Origin of the sequence: uncultured Clostridium sp. (assembly GCF_963527835.1) — a bacterium.
Classification (GTDB): domain Bacteria; phylum Bacillota; class Clostridia; order Clostridiales; family Clostridiaceae; genus Clostridium.
Genome location: NZ_CAURTC010000009.1, coordinates 48,749 through 63,591, shown reverse-complemented (window position 1 = coordinate 63,591; position 14,843 = coordinate 48,749). Strand labels below are relative to the sequence as shown.

Annotated in this window: 16 protein-coding genes and 1 riboswitch; of the genes, 15 read left to right on the top strand and 1 reads right to left on the bottom strand. The window is 27.8% G+C overall.

Annotated elements, in window-relative coordinates; all coding sequences use genetic code 11:
• Positions 1 to 37: 37 nt before the first annotated feature.
• Positions 38 to 571 (bottom strand): hypothetical protein, encoded by a 534-nt coding sequence (locus RYM86_RS07075; protein ID WP_315079055.1) that lies wholly within the window; start codon positions 569 to 571, stop codon positions 38 to 40.
• Between the two features lie 126 nt (positions 572 to 697).
• Positions 698 to 898, top strand: a riboswitch (cobalamin riboswitch).
• Between the two features lie 178 nt (positions 899 to 1,076).
• Between RYM86_RS07075 and RYM86_RS07070 the strand changes: the two genes are divergently transcribed.
• From RYM86_RS07070 to RYM86_RS07000, 15 genes are all read left to right on the top strand, one after another.
• Entirely contained in the window at positions 1,077 to 1,907 is an 831-nt protein-coding gene (locus RYM86_RS07070) for a sirohydrochlorin cobaltochelatase (RefSeq protein ID WP_315079053.1), read from the top strand.
• Between the two features lie 50 nt (positions 1,908 to 1,957).
• Positions 1,958 to 3,274: a cobyrinate a,c-diamide synthase gene (locus tag RYM86_RS07065; protein WP_315079050.1), complete on the top strand. Its 1,317-nt coding sequence runs from the start codon at positions 1,958 to 1,960 to the stop codon at positions 3,272 to 3,274.
• A gap of 314 nt (positions 3,275 to 3,588) precedes the next feature.
• Entirely contained in the window at positions 3,589 to 4,212 is a 624-nt protein-coding gene (locus RYM86_RS07060; RefSeq protein ID WP_315079094.1) for a precorrin-8X methylmutase, read from the top strand.
• Between the two features lie 77 nt (positions 4,213 to 4,289).
• The gene (cbiD, locus tag RYM86_RS07055) at positions 4,290 to 5,435 is read left to right on the top strand and encodes a cobalt-precorrin-5B (C(1))-methyltransferase CbiD (RefSeq protein WP_315079048.1); all 1,146 of its coding nucleotides are present in this window, start codon (positions 4,290 to 4,292) and stop codon (positions 5,433 to 5,435) included.
• Positions 5,436 to 5,442: 7 nt separating this feature from the next.
• Positions 5,443 to 6,054, top strand: a complete 612-nt coding sequence (gene cbiE / locus RYM86_RS07050) for a precorrin-6y C5,15-methyltransferase (decarboxylating) subunit CbiE (protein ID WP_315079047.1) — start codon at positions 5,443 to 5,445, stop codon at positions 6,052 to 6,054.
• A 12-nt stretch (positions 6,055 to 6,066) separates the two neighbouring features.
• Positions 6,067 to 6,645, top strand: a complete 579-nt coding sequence (cbiT, locus tag RYM86_RS07045; RefSeq protein WP_315079046.1) for a precorrin-6Y C5,15-methyltransferase (decarboxylating) subunit CbiT — start codon at positions 6,067 to 6,069, stop codon at positions 6,643 to 6,645.
• A complete protein-coding gene (locus RYM86_RS07040; protein WP_315079045.1) occupies positions 6,646 to 7,311 on the top strand; it encodes a cobalt-factor II C(20)-methyltransferase in 666 nt (221 codons plus the stop codon). It abuts the gene before it with no gap.
• 184 nt (positions 7,312 to 7,495) lie between these two features.
• Positions 7,496 to 8,254, top strand: coding sequence for a precorrin-4 C(11)-methyltransferase (gene cobM, locus RYM86_RS07035; protein ID WP_315079044.1), 759 nt, complete (start codon positions 7,496 to 7,498; stop codon positions 8,252 to 8,254).
• A complete protein-coding gene (gene cbiG, locus RYM86_RS07030; protein WP_315079043.1) occupies positions 8,251 to 9,312 on the top strand; it encodes a cobalt-precorrin 5A hydrolase in 1,062 nt (353 codons plus the stop codon). The genes cobM and cbiG overlap by 4 nt, the downstream gene beginning before the upstream one ends.
• A gap of 18 nt (positions 9,313 to 9,330) precedes the next feature.
• Entirely contained in the window at positions 9,331 to 10,068 is a 738-nt protein-coding gene (gene cobJ / locus RYM86_RS07025) for a precorrin-3B C(17)-methyltransferase (RefSeq protein WP_315079041.1), read from the top strand.
• The gene (locus tag RYM86_RS07020) at positions 10,068 to 10,832 is read left to right on the top strand and encodes a cobalt-precorrin-6A reductase (protein WP_315079040.1); all 765 of its coding nucleotides are present in this window, start codon (positions 10,068 to 10,070) and stop codon (positions 10,830 to 10,832) included. The genes cobJ and RYM86_RS07020 overlap by 1 nt, the downstream gene beginning before the upstream one ends.
• A 405-nt stretch (positions 10,833 to 11,237) precedes the next feature.
• Positions 11,238 to 12,329, top strand: coding sequence for a nicotinate-nucleotide--dimethylbenzimidazole phosphoribosyltransferase (gene cobT, locus RYM86_RS07015; protein ID WP_315079037.1), 1,092 nt, complete (start codon positions 11,238 to 11,240; stop codon positions 12,327 to 12,329).
• 321 nt (positions 12,330 to 12,650) lie between these two features.
• Complete coding sequence (locus RYM86_RS07010) at positions 12,651 to 12,935, top strand: redoxin family protein (protein WP_315079035.1); 285 nt, start codon at positions 12,651 to 12,653, stop codon at positions 12,933 to 12,935.
• A 49-nt stretch (positions 12,936 to 12,984) separates the two neighbouring features.
• Complete coding sequence (locus RYM86_RS07005) at positions 12,985 to 13,611, top strand: TrkA C-terminal domain-containing protein (RefSeq protein WP_315079032.1); 627 nt, start codon at positions 12,985 to 12,987, stop codon at positions 13,609 to 13,611.
• Positions 13,612 to 13,714: 103 nt separating this feature from the next.
• Positions 13,715 to 14,842 carry an ABC transporter ATP-binding protein gene (locus RYM86_RS07000; RefSeq protein WP_315079030.1) on the top strand — a complete coding sequence of 376 codons (1,128 nt, stop codon included), beginning with the start codon at positions 13,715 to 13,717 and terminating at the stop codon, positions 14,840 to 14,842.
• The last annotated feature ends 1 nt before the right edge of the window (position 14,843 follow it).

Here is a 14,843-nt window from a genome sequence, read left to right as displayed (position 1 = left end):
CCTTAAATAATAATCAGAGTATTTAAAGGTGACTTTTTTACTTTTTATTTTTAAGATCATCAATTTCTTTTCTTAATTCTTCAATGCTATTTTTTAGGTCTTTAATTTCAGATTCATATTTATTTAATGACTTAGTACTAGTTTTAAGTGGTTCATAAGAATCACCAGTTTGATTAGTATCTGTTTGAGTTCGTTGAGCTGGGCAGAATGGATTAGCTACATTTTTGTACTTTAAATTATAGTATCTACCAGGACCACCTTGAAAATATTGTTGTTGAGAGTTAAATGTTAATATAGTTTGACCAACTAGTTGTAACCAATTCCCTATTGCATTTTGAACATTGAATGGTAAATTAGCAGACATTATATTTCCTAATAGTTCTCCTAATGTAATAAATACTTGTGGATTTAGATTTTGAAATCCGCCAGGAATATCATTACAATTTATATTATTATTACTAGATTGCGTATCTGAATTACAATTTTGATTATCACAATCCCAATCTGAAGTATTTTGGTTATTTTGCATATAATCAAAGAAATCATTAAAGCTAAAATTATTAAAATCCATTTTACCACTCCTATGTAGTTATACCTATAATATATTATTCAATTAATACATTTAGTGAACAGTAAAAATTTGGGGTATAACTTTTAGTTGAATAAAAGTAAGTAGTACTTTATAATTTATCCATAATAAAATATTTATATTTTAGGTTTTATAAGCAATGAAAATTGCTTAAGATTAATAGGGAAAGTGGTTAAAATCCACTACAGCCCCCGCTACTGTAAAGGGTGACTAAATCTTTATATATCCACTGAGATTTTACTTGGGAAGGAAAAGAATTTTTAGGATGACCTCTAAGTCAGGAGACCTGCCTAAAATTTATGCTATCTTTCGGAGGGAGGGACAATAGCAAAGTTAAAGAAAATATAAAATTTATTTTCTTAGTTTGTTATGTATTTAAGTAAGTCCTTACTAATGTATATTATTTAGTAGGGATATTTTTTTGTTTTTAAGAGAAATACTATGTTTTATTATATAGAAAAATAAATTATTGGAGTGAGTAACAGATATGAAAAAAGCAATTTTAGTAGTTAGTTTTGGTACAAGTCATCTAGACGCATTAGAAAATTCCATTGATAGAATAGAAGATAAAATAAAAAATGAATTCAAAGAGTATGAAATATTTAGAGCTTTTACAGCACATAAAATAATAAAAAAGTTAAAAAATGTTCATAATTTAGAAATAGCTACACCAGAAGAAGCATTAGAAGATTTACATAAGAAAGGGTTTGAAGAAATCATAATTCAACCATTACATATAATTCCTGGTGAAGAATTTGACTACATAAAGGGTGTTGCGAAAATGTATAAAGATAAATTTTCTTCTCTTAAACTTGGTAGACCAATATTTTATTATCAAGGTATAGAAGATGCACCACAAGATTATACATTATTCATAAATAGTATAGAAAATTTATTAAAGAAAAATGAGTGCACCATATTATTTGGTCATGGAACACCTCATTGCTGTAATTCAGTATACGGATGCCTTCAAAGTGTTTTAGTTGATGAAGGATATGATAATGTTTTTGTTGGAACTGTAGAGGGATATCCTACTTTTGAAACAGTATTAAAGAGAATAAAAAGAAAAAATATTAATAATGTAACATTGGTTCCATTAATGGTTGTTGCAGGGGACCATGTTAAAAATGACATGGCATCAGAAGAAAAAGATTCTTGGAGAAGCATGTTAATAAATGAAGGTATAAAGGCAGAAGCATATGTTCATGGATTAGGTGAAATAGATGAGTTTGCAAATCTTTATATTTCAAGAATTTATGATCTTATAGAAGATAGATACTTAAATGTAGGAAGTACAAAAAAATTAAAGAGACATTAAAATATAGTTTAAATGAATGTTCATATCTAATAGAAAAAGGAGGGAATCCTATGAAATCTATAATTATTTCATCTAATTGTAGTGGTGGAGGGAAAACAACATTTACTTTAGGTTTGATGAAAGCATTTAAAGATAGAAGATTAAGTGTACAAGGATATAAAGTAGGTCCTGATTATATAGACACAGCTTTTCACAAAGAATCTACAGGAGTAGAATCTAGAAATCTTGATACATTTTTAATGGGTAAAGACGGTGTTAAAAGAAGCTACTTTGAAGGAAATAGTGACATCGGAATAATTGAAGGGGCAATGGGATTATACGACGGAGTAGGAGCAACAACAAGGTCTTCAACTTATGATATTTCTAGTACATTAGGAAACATGCCAATAATTTTAGTACTTTCACCTAAAGGGCAGAGTTCAACATTATGTGCGGAAATAAATGGTATTAAGAACTATAGAAATGCTAATATTGTTGGTGTTGTATTAAACTGTATAAGCGAAAAATATTATAAACTTTTAAAATATGCTATAGAAAAAAATTGTAATACAAAAGTATTTGGATATATTCCTAAGAATGAAGAATTAAAAATTTCTAGCAGGCATTTAGGTCTTGTGCAAAGTTTAGAAATAGATAATTTGCAGCATAAATTAACACTATGTAGTGAGTTAATAAATAAACATATTGATTTAAATGGTATTTTAGAGATTATGTCAGAAGTTGAATGTGATGGGGATAATAATAAATTAGAACTTAATATAAAAAATAGAAATTTAAATATTGGAATAGCTTTAGATAAAGCATTTAGCTTTTACTATAAAGATAATATAGAACTTTTAAAATCTATTGGAAATATAACATATTTTAGTCCTATGAATGATGAAAAGTTACCTGATAACTTAGATTTTTTATACATAGGAGGAGGTTATCCAGAAGTATTTAAAGAAGAATTAGAAAAGAATATATCTATGAGAAGAAGTATAAAGGATGCGTTAAATTCAGGATTAAAGTGTTATGCTGAATGTGGCGGTCTTATGTATTTAACAGAAGAAATTGATGGACATAATATGGTTGGTTTCTTTAATGGAAAAAGTGAAATGACTAAAAGTCTTAAAAGATTTGGATATTGCACAGTAAATATAGATAAAAAATATTTTGGAGAAAAAATTAAAATAAATGCTCATGAATTTCATAAATCAGATGTTAAATTAAATGAAAATAACATATATAATATTGAAAAAACACAATATGATGGAGAAAAAATAACTTGGAAATGTGGATATTTAAAAAATAATACACTAGCAGGTTATGCGCATATTAATTTCTTGGGAAATATTAAATTATTAGAATGTATAATAAATAGATAATTTTAATGAAGTGTTAATATATACATAAGTAAAGTGGAGTGAATTAAAAAGGAAACTCGACTCCTGATAGTCACTGAGTAAGTTCGAGGAGCGAAATGTAAAATGCACTGTGTGAAAGTTCGTGTTTCCAAATGTAAAATTTGGACATTTACTTTTGGGCACTCACTTTTGACAAGCAATTAATTCAACAAATATACATTAAGAGTTCTAAAAAGCAAATTTCAATGCCATTTGCTATTATACTAAAATATCACAACGTACTTAAGTGTAGAAGAATAGTTATAGGAAAATTTAGAAGAAGAGAAGGAGAGCGTATGGATTATTTGAAAAATCCTATGGGGATAGAGGAAAAGAGTTTTGAAATAATAGGACAGGAATTAGGTAAGCATTTTTTTACTGATGAAGAGCTTTTAATTGTTAAAAGAGTTATACATACGACTGCTGATTTTGAATATAAAGATTTAGTTGAGATAAGCAATGACGCTATAAATGTAGGAAAAGGAGTTTTGTCTAAAGGTGCTACAATATATACAGATACTAATATGGCTTTAAATGGGATAAATAAGATGGCATTAGCTAAAACAAATAGTAATGTGATTTGTTATGTGAATGAGCCTGATGTGCATAAGGAAGCAAAAGAAAAAGGAATCACTAGAAGCATGGCTGCTGTTGAAAAAGCTTGCAGTGATAATGTAGATATATTTGTATTTGGAAATGCACCTACTGCATTGTTTAAACTTAAAGAACTTATAAAAGAAAAGAAAGCAAATCCTAAGCTTATAATAGCAGTACCAGTAGGGTTTGTTGGAGCAGCAGAAAGTAAAGAAAATTTAGATGAACTAGAAATTCCTTATATAAGAGTTAAAGGAAGAAAAGGTGGAAGTACTGTCGCTGCTGCAATTGTAAATGCACTTTTATATATGATTGTTAGAAGATAATAATAAAACTAAAAGAAGCTGATAAAATATAAATGAATAATCACATTTCAAAGACCATAATTGGGAGGTGAGTTTCTATGTTTGAAATGTATATTGAAAGTGGAATGAATAAATTAAGATGTGGATATACTACAGGATCATGTGCTACTGGAGCAGCTAAAGCAGCAACAATGTTACTTTTTGATATATTAGATCATGAAGAAGAGTTAAATGAAATAGAAATAGATACACCAAAAGGTATAAAAGTTAAAATGCCAATTGATGACGTTATAATAGGTAAAGACTTTGTTCAATGCACTATACTAAAATTTAGTGGCGATGATAAAGATATTACAATGGGATTAGAGATACAAGCAAGAGTAGAAAAAATAAGCAAAAAAGAAGCGGAAAGCTTATCTAAAATGTTAATAACTAATAATAGCAATACTATTGTATTAGATGGAGGACTTGGTGTTGGAAGAGTTACAAAAGACGGACTGTTTGTAGAAAAGGGAGAGCCAGCTATAAATCCAGTTCCTAGAGAAATGATTATAAAAGAAGTTGAAAGTATTTTACCTAAGAATAAATATGTAAAAGTAACAATTTCTGTTCCACAAGGTGAAGAAGTAGGTAAAAAAACTTTTAATCCAAGGCTTGGCATAGAAGGTGGAATATCTATATTAGGTACATCTGGAATAGTATATCCTATGTCGGAAGATGCATTAAAAGCTTCTATAAAATTAGAAATAAATCAAAAGTCTTTAAAAAATAAAAATCTTATACTTACTTTTGGAAATTTAGGAGAAAATTATTGCAAAAGTTTAGGCTATAAAGAAGAAGAAATAATCATATGTTCAAATTTTATAGGCTTTGCATTAGAATGCTGTGTTTCTTGTAACGTTAAGAGTATCATTATAGTTGGGCACATAGGAAAGATGAGCAAGATAGCTTATGGATGTTTCAATACCCATAGTAGAGTATGTGGAGTAAGGCTTGAAGTATTAGCTTTAGAATTATCACTTTTGGGATATGACATTTCTTTAGTAAATAAAGTTTTAAATGAAAAAACTTGTGAAGGTGCTGTAAAGTTATTAGGTGAAGGCTATGAAAAGTTATATGAAAATATAGGTGAAAAAATATTAAATAGTATGAACAATTACGTTTATGATGAACTAAATATAGATGCAATCATGTATTATGGTGCATCAAATCCAATCTTACTTTGGAGTTCATGTTTGGAGTGATAAAGATATGTTATTTGTAGTTGGAATTGGTCCAGGACATAAAGATTATATTATAGGAAAAGCGGTAGATGTATTAAACAGTTCAGATGTAATTATAGGGTTTAAAAGAGCAATAGATTCTATTGATTTTATTAATACTAAAAAAATTTATTTAAAAGATTTAAAAGATTTAAAAGATTTAGAAATAATATTAGAAGAAAATAAAAATTTAAATATTTCATTAGTAGCTTCAGGTGATCCAATGTTTTATGGAATAGTAAATTATTTAAAAAATAATATTACTAATAATTTTGAAGTAATACCAGGAATAAGTTCTTTTCAGTACTTAGCTTCAAAGGTCAAATTACCTTGGAATAATGCACGATTAGGGAGTTTACATGGAAGAAATGAGGAGTTTCTAAACCGTGTAAAAGAAAATAATATGACTGTATGGCTGACTGATAAAGAAAACAATCCAAGTAGGTTATGTGAAATATTATATTCTAAATATATTGATTGTAATGTAATTATAGGTGAAAATCTTTCTTATAAGGACGAAATTATAAATATAGGAAAACCTGAAGAGTTTATAAATAAACAATTTAGTGAACTGAGTATTTTAATAATTAATAGAGAGTAAAGGTGTTATATTATGATATTTATAAAAGATGATGAATTTATTAGAGGCAAATGTCCAATGACAAAGGAAGAAATAAGAGTAATTTCAATAAGTAAGATGAATTTAAAAGAAGACTCATTTGTATTAGATATAGGATGTGGAACTGGAAGTGTTACAGTTCAGGCATCTAAATTTGCAAAGCATGGAAAAGTTTTAGCTATAGAAAAAGAAGAAGAAGCTTATCATATTACAAAAAACAATGTAGAAAAATTTGAGTGTAATAATGTTATGGTTTTAAATAAAAAGGCAACTAATGCATTATGCACATTAGTTGATGAAGAACTAGAATTTGATTCTATATTTATAGGTGGTAGTTCTGGAGAATTAGAGGAAATAATAAGAATTTGTGACAATATTTTAAGTTTAGATGGAACAATTGTTATGAATTTTATAACTTTAGATAATGCATATAAAGCTATAGAAACAATGAAAGAACTAAATTATAAAGTAGAAATTTCTATGGCTAATATAAGTAAAAATAAAGGAGATACATTAATGATGATATCTCTTAACCCAATATATATAATTCAATGTAGAAGAGGAGAAGAATAAATGGCAGCATTATATGGAATAGGTGTAGGACCAGGAGATAAGGAACTTATAACAGTAAAGGGAGCAAAAACTATAAATATGTGTGATGTTGTAGTTGCCCCTACAGCGACAGAAGGTGGAGAAAGTATTGCATTTGAAACAGCAAGAGAATATGTTAGAGAAGATGCTGAAGTTGCAATAATGCATTTTCCTATGGGTGGAAAAGATAGATTAAAAAAATCAAAAGAAGCTTATGACTTTATTGAAAATAAATTATCAGAAGGTAAAAATGTTGCATTTTTAACTATTGGAGATCCCTATGTATATAGTACATATATTCATATGCTAAGTCATGTAAAAGAACACGGATTTGAAGTTAATACATTACCAGGAATAACTTCATTTTGTGCAGCAGCAAGTTTAATAGATAGAACATTAGTAATTGGAGATGAAAAATTAGTTATATTACCTGCAAGCAAGATAAAAGAAATAACGGATGAAAAATATATAGTAATTATGAAAATGTACAAGCACGAAGAAGAGGTTTTAGAAGTATTAGAAGAAAAAGGATTTGACTATACTTATATTAGTAGAGTTGGAAGAGAAGGAGAAACTATATTAAAGGATAGAGAAGAAATACTAAAACTTCGTGATTATATGTCATTAATTATAGCAAGCAGAGAATAAGGCACATTCAAATAAATAACTAGTCAGTATGCTAGTTTATTTTGAGAACTACTTCTTCCTTGGAACCTACTAATAGCACAACTATTAGCAGAATCTAAGTCATTGTATTTCACAAAATATCCGTCGCATCTTTGACTTATTATTTATTTTCATATGTCTAAAACATTAAGAAAAGAGGTAAAATATGGTTTATTTTATAGGAGCAGGGCCAGGAGCAGTAGATTTAATTACAGTTAGAGGAAGAGATATTTTAGAAAAAGCAGATGTTGTTATATATGCAGGATCTTTAGTATCAAAGGACCATTTAAAATACTGCAAAAAAAATGCTAAGTTTTATAATTCAGCATCTATGACTTTAGATGATGTTATTGAAGTAATCAAAACAGAAGAAAGTGCAGATAGTGTAATAGTTAGATTACATACTGGTGACCCATCAATATATGGTGCTATAAGAGAACAAATGGTTGAACTTGATAAAGAAAATATAAATTATGAAGTTGTTCCAGGAGTAAGCTCATTTACAGCAGCTGCATCATCAATAAAAAAAGAATTTACACTTCCAAGTGTTACACAAACTGTTATTTTAACAAGAGTTGAGGGAAGAACTCCAGTACCTGAAACAGAGGACCTTGAAGCTTTAGCATCAATAGGTGCTTCTATGGCTATATTTTTATCAGTGTCTATGATTGATAAAGTTGTTGATAAGTTAAGAAGTGGATATAAGAAGAACGTGCCAATAGCAGTTGTTGAAAGAGCAACTTGGGATGACGAAAGAGTATTAATTGGAACATTAGATGATATAGTGGAAAAGGTAAAGGCAAATAATATAACTAAATGTGCTCAAATATTAGTGGGAGATTTTATTAATAGTGATTTTGAAAAAAGTTTATTATATGATAAAAATTTCTCTCATATGTTTAGAAGTGCAGAGGCACAAAAATGATAAGCATAATATGTCCATCACCTAAGGGGAAGGGCATTGCTTATACTCTTAAAGAAGAGTTAGGATGTAATTTATACATAAAAGAAGACAGCGCAGAAGGTAATCTAGATACAGAAAACTTATATAGCAATAGTGAAGTAAAACTTGTTAACAATATATTCAAAACAAGTAAATTTAATTTATACGATGTAACAAAAAATGCAGTTAAATATTCCGATAAAATTATATTTATATCATCAACTGGTATTGCAGTAAGAGCAATAGCTCCATTTGTTAAGAGTAAAGATAAAGATCCAGGTGTTATGGTTGTAGATTTAGCTAACAAGTATTCTATAAGTTTATTATCAGGTCATTTAGGTGGTGGAAATGAACTAACATTAGAGGTAGCTAAAATATTAAATAATATACCTATAATAACTACGGCCACTGATAATTTAGGAATAGTAGCACCTGATATATTGGCTAAGGAAAATAATCTTATTATAGAAGATTTAAAAAAAGCTAAATATATAGCAGCTATTTTAGTTAATGAAAAAATTATTGGTTTAAAAGATGATTATGAAAAGATGGATATTAATAAAGGATATAAAAAACTAGAAAGCTTAGAAGAAAATTCTATATGGATAACAAATAAGATAATGGAAAATTCAGATTTAGATTATTCAAAAATATTAAGGTTAATAAAGAAGAATTTAATACTTGGAATAGGTTGCAGAAGAGATACGCCTAGTGAAAAGTTAGAAGCGTGTGTAAGAAAACATCTTTTACTTAACAATTTAGAAATTAAGGCTGTAAAGAAAATTGTATCTATTGATGTAAAAAAAGATGAAAAAGCAATAATTGATTTAAGCAATACATTGGGATGTGATTTTGAGACTTTCTCAGTAGAGGAAATAAGAACAGTTCAAGAGAATTTTGAAGGTAGCAATTTTGTATTAAGAAGTGTAGGTGTAACTTCTGTATGTGAGCCTTGTGTATATCTAGAAGGTGCAGAAATATTAATAAATAAGATAAAAGATAATGGAATTACGTTATGCATCGGAATGAATAATGATTAATTTTAGGAGGAAAAGACTTTGGGAGTACTTAGAGTTATAGGAATAGGTCCTGGTTCAATAGATAATATGAGCATAAGAGCTAAAAAAGCTATTGAAGAAAGTGACATAATTGTAGGATATACAAAATATATAGATATGGTAAAAGATTTAGTTAAAGATAAAGAAATTTATTCAACTGGAATGATGGGGGAAGAAGCTAGATGTAAAGAAGCTTTACATCTTTCAAAAGATAAGAATGTAGCATTAATAAGTACTGGAGATTCAGGGATTTATGGAATGGCTGGCTTAATTCTTGAAATGAGAAGTGATGAGAATGTAGAAATAATACCAGGAATAACAGCTTCAAGTTCGGCAGGTTCAGTAGTTGGAGCACCTCTTATGCATGATAATTGCAATATAAGCTTAAGTGATTTAATGACACCTTATGAAGATATTAAAAAAAGAGTTCGTTTAGCAGCAGAAGGTGATTTTGTAATTTCTCTTTATAATCCTAGAAGCAAGGGTAGAGATAAATACTTAAAAGAATGTATTGATATAATAAGAGAAGTTAGAAAAGACAATACTCCAATTGCAGTAGTTAGAAATGCTTTGAGAGATGATGAAAGTTATACATTAGTTGAGCTTAAAGATTTTGATGATGAAATTGTTGATATGATGTCTATTGTTATTATAGGAAATTCAAAAAGTTTTCTTAAAGACGGATGCTTTATAACACCTAGAGGATATGCATCTAAGAAAAGAGATGTAGCAAAGTAATGATTGGTTTTATATTAGGTACTTCTGAAGGAAAAAATATTGTATCTTTAATTAATAAGTATACAAATGATATTGCAGTTAGTACAGCAACGAGATATGGTGGAGAACTTTTAAAGGAATTTGATATTAAAAGTTTAAATACAAAGCCATTAAATGAAGAACAAATGTTAAAGTGGATTCAGGAAAATAGTATAAAGATTTTAGTTGATGCATCACATCCTTATGCACAGGAAGTTACTAAAACAGCATTGAAATGTTGCGAGAATCTTAATGTAAAATATATAAGATATGAAAGATTAGGAGCCTTAGAAAATATAAAAGCTAATGAGATAATAAGAGTTAAAGATTATGAAGAAGCTATTGAGGAAATTAGTAATTTAAATGGAAATATATTAAACTCAACAGGCAGCAATAATTTTTCTAAGTTTTTAAATATAGACTTTAATCATAGGATAATTCATAGAGTTTTGCCATCTTATGCAGTGTTAAAAAAAATGATAGATGGTGGAGTTAAGATTAAAGATATAATTGCTATGCAAGGGCCAATATCAGAACAATTAGAAGAAGCATTTATTAAGCAATATGATATTAAAGGTATTATAACAAAAGATAGTGGCTTGCAAGGTGGCGTACTAGAAAAACTTAAAGCAGTACAGAAATGTAATATAAAATTAATAGTTATAGAAAAACCAATATTTAAATATGAATCAGAATTTAATGATGAAGAAAGCTTAATTTCTTTTTTAGTAAATAAATTAGAATAAAGGTCATGTTTTAGAAAGATGTTGATATAGGCATAAGCAAAATGGATTGATAACAACGCCACTTTACCTATTGCACATATCAACAAGTATTTAAAGCATAATACCATCAGTAAATGAATGTGAGTAAAAGTATATTTTATATTAATTTGTTACTATAAGAGTAAATAAAATTGATATAGGTAGAGTTCTTAGCTTCATGTTAGCTTATCTATAGTGAAGCTAAGAACTCATTATATTTTTGTGAAGGAAAGTATGGAAATTTTTAAACTTAAAAGCTTGATAAAATTTAGATTTAAGTAAGTATTAGAAGTACTTTAAGTTAAAAAGTGTAGCTATTTTGTCATTATAAATAAAATAATGAGTGGTAAATTACAAGAAACATTATAATAAATTGGGGGAAAAGTTATGAAGAGTAAAGAAGAAATTCTTAGAGAAATTATAAGCAATATAGATAGTGTAGATAAAAATGTGATGGAAAAAGCAAAAGAAAGAATGAATTCTCTTGCAAAACCATTAAATAGTTTAGGGAAACTTGAAGAAATGTCAATAAGGCTTTCTGGAATTACAAAGAGTGTAAAAAATACTTTAGATAAAAGAGCAATTATTATAATGTGTTCAGATAATGGAGTAGTAGAAGAGGGGGTATCTTCATGTCCACAATCTGTAACATTATCACAAACAATAAATTTTACTAAAGGTTTAACGGGAGTGGCAGTACTTGCAAAAGCTAATAATACAGATTTAAAGGTTATTGATATTGGAATTAATTGCGAATTTTCACATCCATTGATAATAAACAAAAAAATAAGAATGTCTACTAATAATATAGTTAGAGAAAATGCTATGACATATGAAGAAGCTATTGAAGGGATTTTAGTTGGTATTGAAGCTGTAGAGAAGACTAAAGATGATGGTTATAAAATTCTTGGAGTTGGAGAAATGGGAATTGGCAATACAACTACTAGTAGCTGTGTATTATCATCTTTAACTAATTTAAAAGTTGAAGAAGTAGTTGGTAGAGGCGCTGGGCTTTTAGATGAAGCATATAATAAAAAAATTAGAGTTGTAAAAAAAGCAATAGAATTAAATAAACCTAAGAAAGATGACCCAATAGATATAATAGCTAAAGTAGGGGGATTTGATATTGCAGGAATGATAGGAGTATTTTTAGGGGCAGCATATTATAAAATTCCTGTAGTAATTGATGGACTTATATCAGTAGTTGCAGCACTTTTAGCTTTTAAGTTAAATTCTAAAGTAAGAGATTATATGTTTACTTCTCATGAATCAAAAGAAATAGGCTTTAAAGTTGCTATGAAGGAAATGAATTTAGAGCCAATATTAAATTTAAATATGGGACTTGGTGAAGGTAGTGGATGTCCATTAGCATTTTCCATAATGGATTCAGCATGCGCTATTATGAATAATATGGCCACATTTGAAGAAGCAGAAATAAATGATAATTATTTAGATGAATTAAGAAAAATTAATAATTAAATTTTTTAAAATTAAATTGGAATAGCTTGCAGGAAGCTCTTTCATCTAGTGATAATTCAGAAACTGCTCTTAAAAGTAAGAGTAAAGTCTATAATGCCCATGAGTTCAAATATATGAATTGGAATGAGCAGATATTTATTAATTAATTCTTCAAACATATTAAATCTCTTCTGTAGAAATTAGATAAAATTAGTATGTTTAATTAATAATAAAAATATTAGTAACACAATAAAATATACTTATTTTGCATAGTATATAGAGATTAAATTTTACGCATTATATTAGGGTAAATAATTTTAATATACTTATGGAGATGATAATATGAATGTTAATTTTAAAGGAAATCTAGTAACACTTGAGGGAAGAATTATAAATGTTGGTGATACAGCTCCAGAATTTACAGCTATAGATAATAGTTTAAATTCAATATCATCAAAAAATTTAAAAGGAAAGAAAGTTCTTGTAAGTGTTCCATCAGTAGATACTCCAGTATGTGATTTGGAAGTAAAAAGATTTAATAAAGAAGCTACAAGCCTTGAAAATATAAATATAAACATTAGAATAAATAAATTTATTATGGTAGAATACATGTTGAAAAGTTATTAAATATTAAGTGTATTTAATAACTAAATACACTTAATAAGAGGATATAGAAATGAAAAGAAGTTTAAAAATAGTAAGTCCTGTATATCAACAAATAGCAGCAGATATTGCTTCCAAAATAGTAAATGGACATTATAAAGTTGGAGAAAAAATATATGCACGTTCAGCATTAGCTGCTCAATATAGTGTTTCATCAGAAACGGCTAGACGCGCTATTTGTATTTTATCTGATATGGAAATTGTAGATACGGCTAAAGGCAGTGGTGTTACAATAAAATCATGTCAAAATGCAATTAAATTTGTAAAACAATATGAAGATATTCAAACAGTTAATGATTTAAAAAAAGAAATATTAGGAAGTATAGAACGTCAAACACTAGAAAATAAATATCTTAAAGAGCATTTATTAGATTTAATAGATAAGACAGATAGGTTTAAATCTATAAACCCTTTCATACCATTCGAAATAAATATTAGTAAAAATACTTCATATATAGGTAAAAATATATCAGAAATTAATTTCTGGCATAATACATTTGCAACTATAATTGCAATAAAACGTGGGGAATCTTTAGTGATGTCTCCAGGACCTTATGCAATTTTTAGAGAAGGAGATATATTTTATTTTGTAGGTGATGAAGATTGTTATGAAAGAGTACATAATTTCATGTATCCATAATAATTTTAATAGAGACAATAAGCAGGTTGTCTTTATTTTTGCCAAAAGTAACAACTTTATGATATAATAAAGTTGTTACTTTGCAAAAAAAGGAGGTTTTTCAGTGATAGAATTTAAAAATGTAAGTAAAATTTTTAAAAATCAAACTGTTTTAAAGGATGTATCTTTTAAAATAGATAAAGGAGAATTAGTAAGTATTATTGGTGAAAGCGGTTGTGGTAAAACTACCACTTTAAAAATGATAAATAGACTTATTAAACCATCTTCAGGTAAAATTTTAATTGATGGTGAAAATATTGGATTTAAGGATGTTATAAAATTAAGAAGAAATATGGGATATGTTATTCAACAAACAGGATTATTTCCTCATATGACTATTAGAGAAAATATTGAAATAATTCCGCGTTTAGAAAAGGTGGAAAAAGCTAATATTGAAAAGAAAACTTATGAATTAATGGATATGGTAGGATTAAATACTGAGGAATATTTAGATCGTTATCCAACAGAACTTAGTGGTGGGCAGCAACAAAGAATTGGTGTTGCAAGAGCTTTTGCAACGAATCCAGAAATAATATTAATGGATGAACCTTTTAGTGCACTAGATCCTATAACGCGTTTACAGCTTCAAGATGAATTAATTGATTTACAATCTAAGCTAAGAAAAACTATTGTTTTTGTTACACATGATATGGATGAAGCGATAAGAATAGCAGATAAAATTTGTATAATGAATGGAGGAAGAATCATTCAATATGATACTCCAGAAAACATACTTAAAAATCCATGTAATGATTTTGTAAGTGAATTTATTGGAAAAAATAGAATATGGTCTTCACCAGAATTTATAAAGGTAAAGGATATAATGATTGATAATCCTATTACCTGTTATAAAAATATATCATTACTAAAGTGTGTAGAAAAGATGAGAAGTTCAAAGGTTGATAGCTTAATGGTAATTGATAAATTAAATCATCTTTTAGGGATTGTTACAGCTAAACAAATACAAAATAATACAGATAGAAGTGTACCGGTAGAAAATATAATGAATTCTGATTTTATAAAAGCATCTCCAGATGACACAATTATAGATATACTTGAACTTGTTAAAGAAAATAAAATCTCAAGATTACCAGTTGTTGATGAGGGTGGATGTCTAAAGGGTATAATAACTAAAAGTAGTTTAGTTACAACGCTAAGTCAACAATTTTTAGATACTGAGGAGGTGGAATAAA

Coding starts and splice junctions, on each gene's coding strand:
- RYM86_RS07060 (WP_315079094.1), top strand. CDS start 3,589: ATGGATTATTTGAAAAATCCTATGGGGATAGAGGAAAAGAGTTTTGAA.
- RYM86_RS07065 (WP_315079050.1), top strand. CDS start 1,958: ATGAAATCTATAATTATTTCATCTAATTGTAGTGGTGGAGGGAAAACA.
- RYM86_RS07040 (WP_315079045.1), top strand. CDS start 6,646: ATGGCAGCATTATATGGAATAGGTGTAGGACCAGGAGATAAGGAACTT.
- cobT (WP_315079037.1), top strand. CDS start 11,238: ATGAAGAGTAAAGAAGAAATTCTTAGAGAAATTATAAGCAATATAGAT.
- RYM86_RS07020 (WP_315079040.1), top strand. CDS start 10,068: ATGATTGGTTTTATATTAGGTACTTCTGAAGGAAAAAATATTGTATCT.
- cobM (WP_315079044.1), top strand. CDS start 7,496: ATGGTTTATTTTATAGGAGCAGGGCCAGGAGCAGTAGATTTAATTACA.
- RYM86_RS07070 (WP_315079053.1), top strand. CDS start 1,077: ATGAAAAAAGCAATTTTAGTAGTTAGTTTTGGTACAAGTCATCTAGAC.
- RYM86_RS07075 (WP_315079055.1), bottom strand. CDS start 571: ATGGATTTTAATAATTTTAGCTTTAATGATTTCTTTGATTATATGCAA.
- cbiD (WP_315079048.1), top strand. CDS start 4,290: ATGTTTGAAATGTATATTGAAAGTGGAATGAATAAATTAAGATGTGGA.
- cbiE (WP_315079047.1), top strand. CDS start 5,443: ATGTTATTTGTAGTTGGAATTGGTCCAGGACATAAAGATTATATTATA.
- cbiG (WP_315079043.1), top strand. CDS start 8,251: ATGATAAGCATAATATGTCCATCACCTAAGGGGAAGGGCATTGCTTAT.
- RYM86_RS07010 (WP_315079035.1), top strand. CDS start 12,651: ATGAATGTTAATTTTAAAGGAAATCTAGTAACACTTGAGGGAAGAATT.
- cbiT (WP_315079046.1), top strand. CDS start 6,067: ATGATATTTATAAAAGATGATGAATTTATTAGAGGCAAATGTCCAATG.
- RYM86_RS07005 (WP_315079032.1), top strand. CDS start 12,985: ATGAAAAGAAGTTTAAAAATAGTAAGTCCTGTATATCAACAAATAGCA.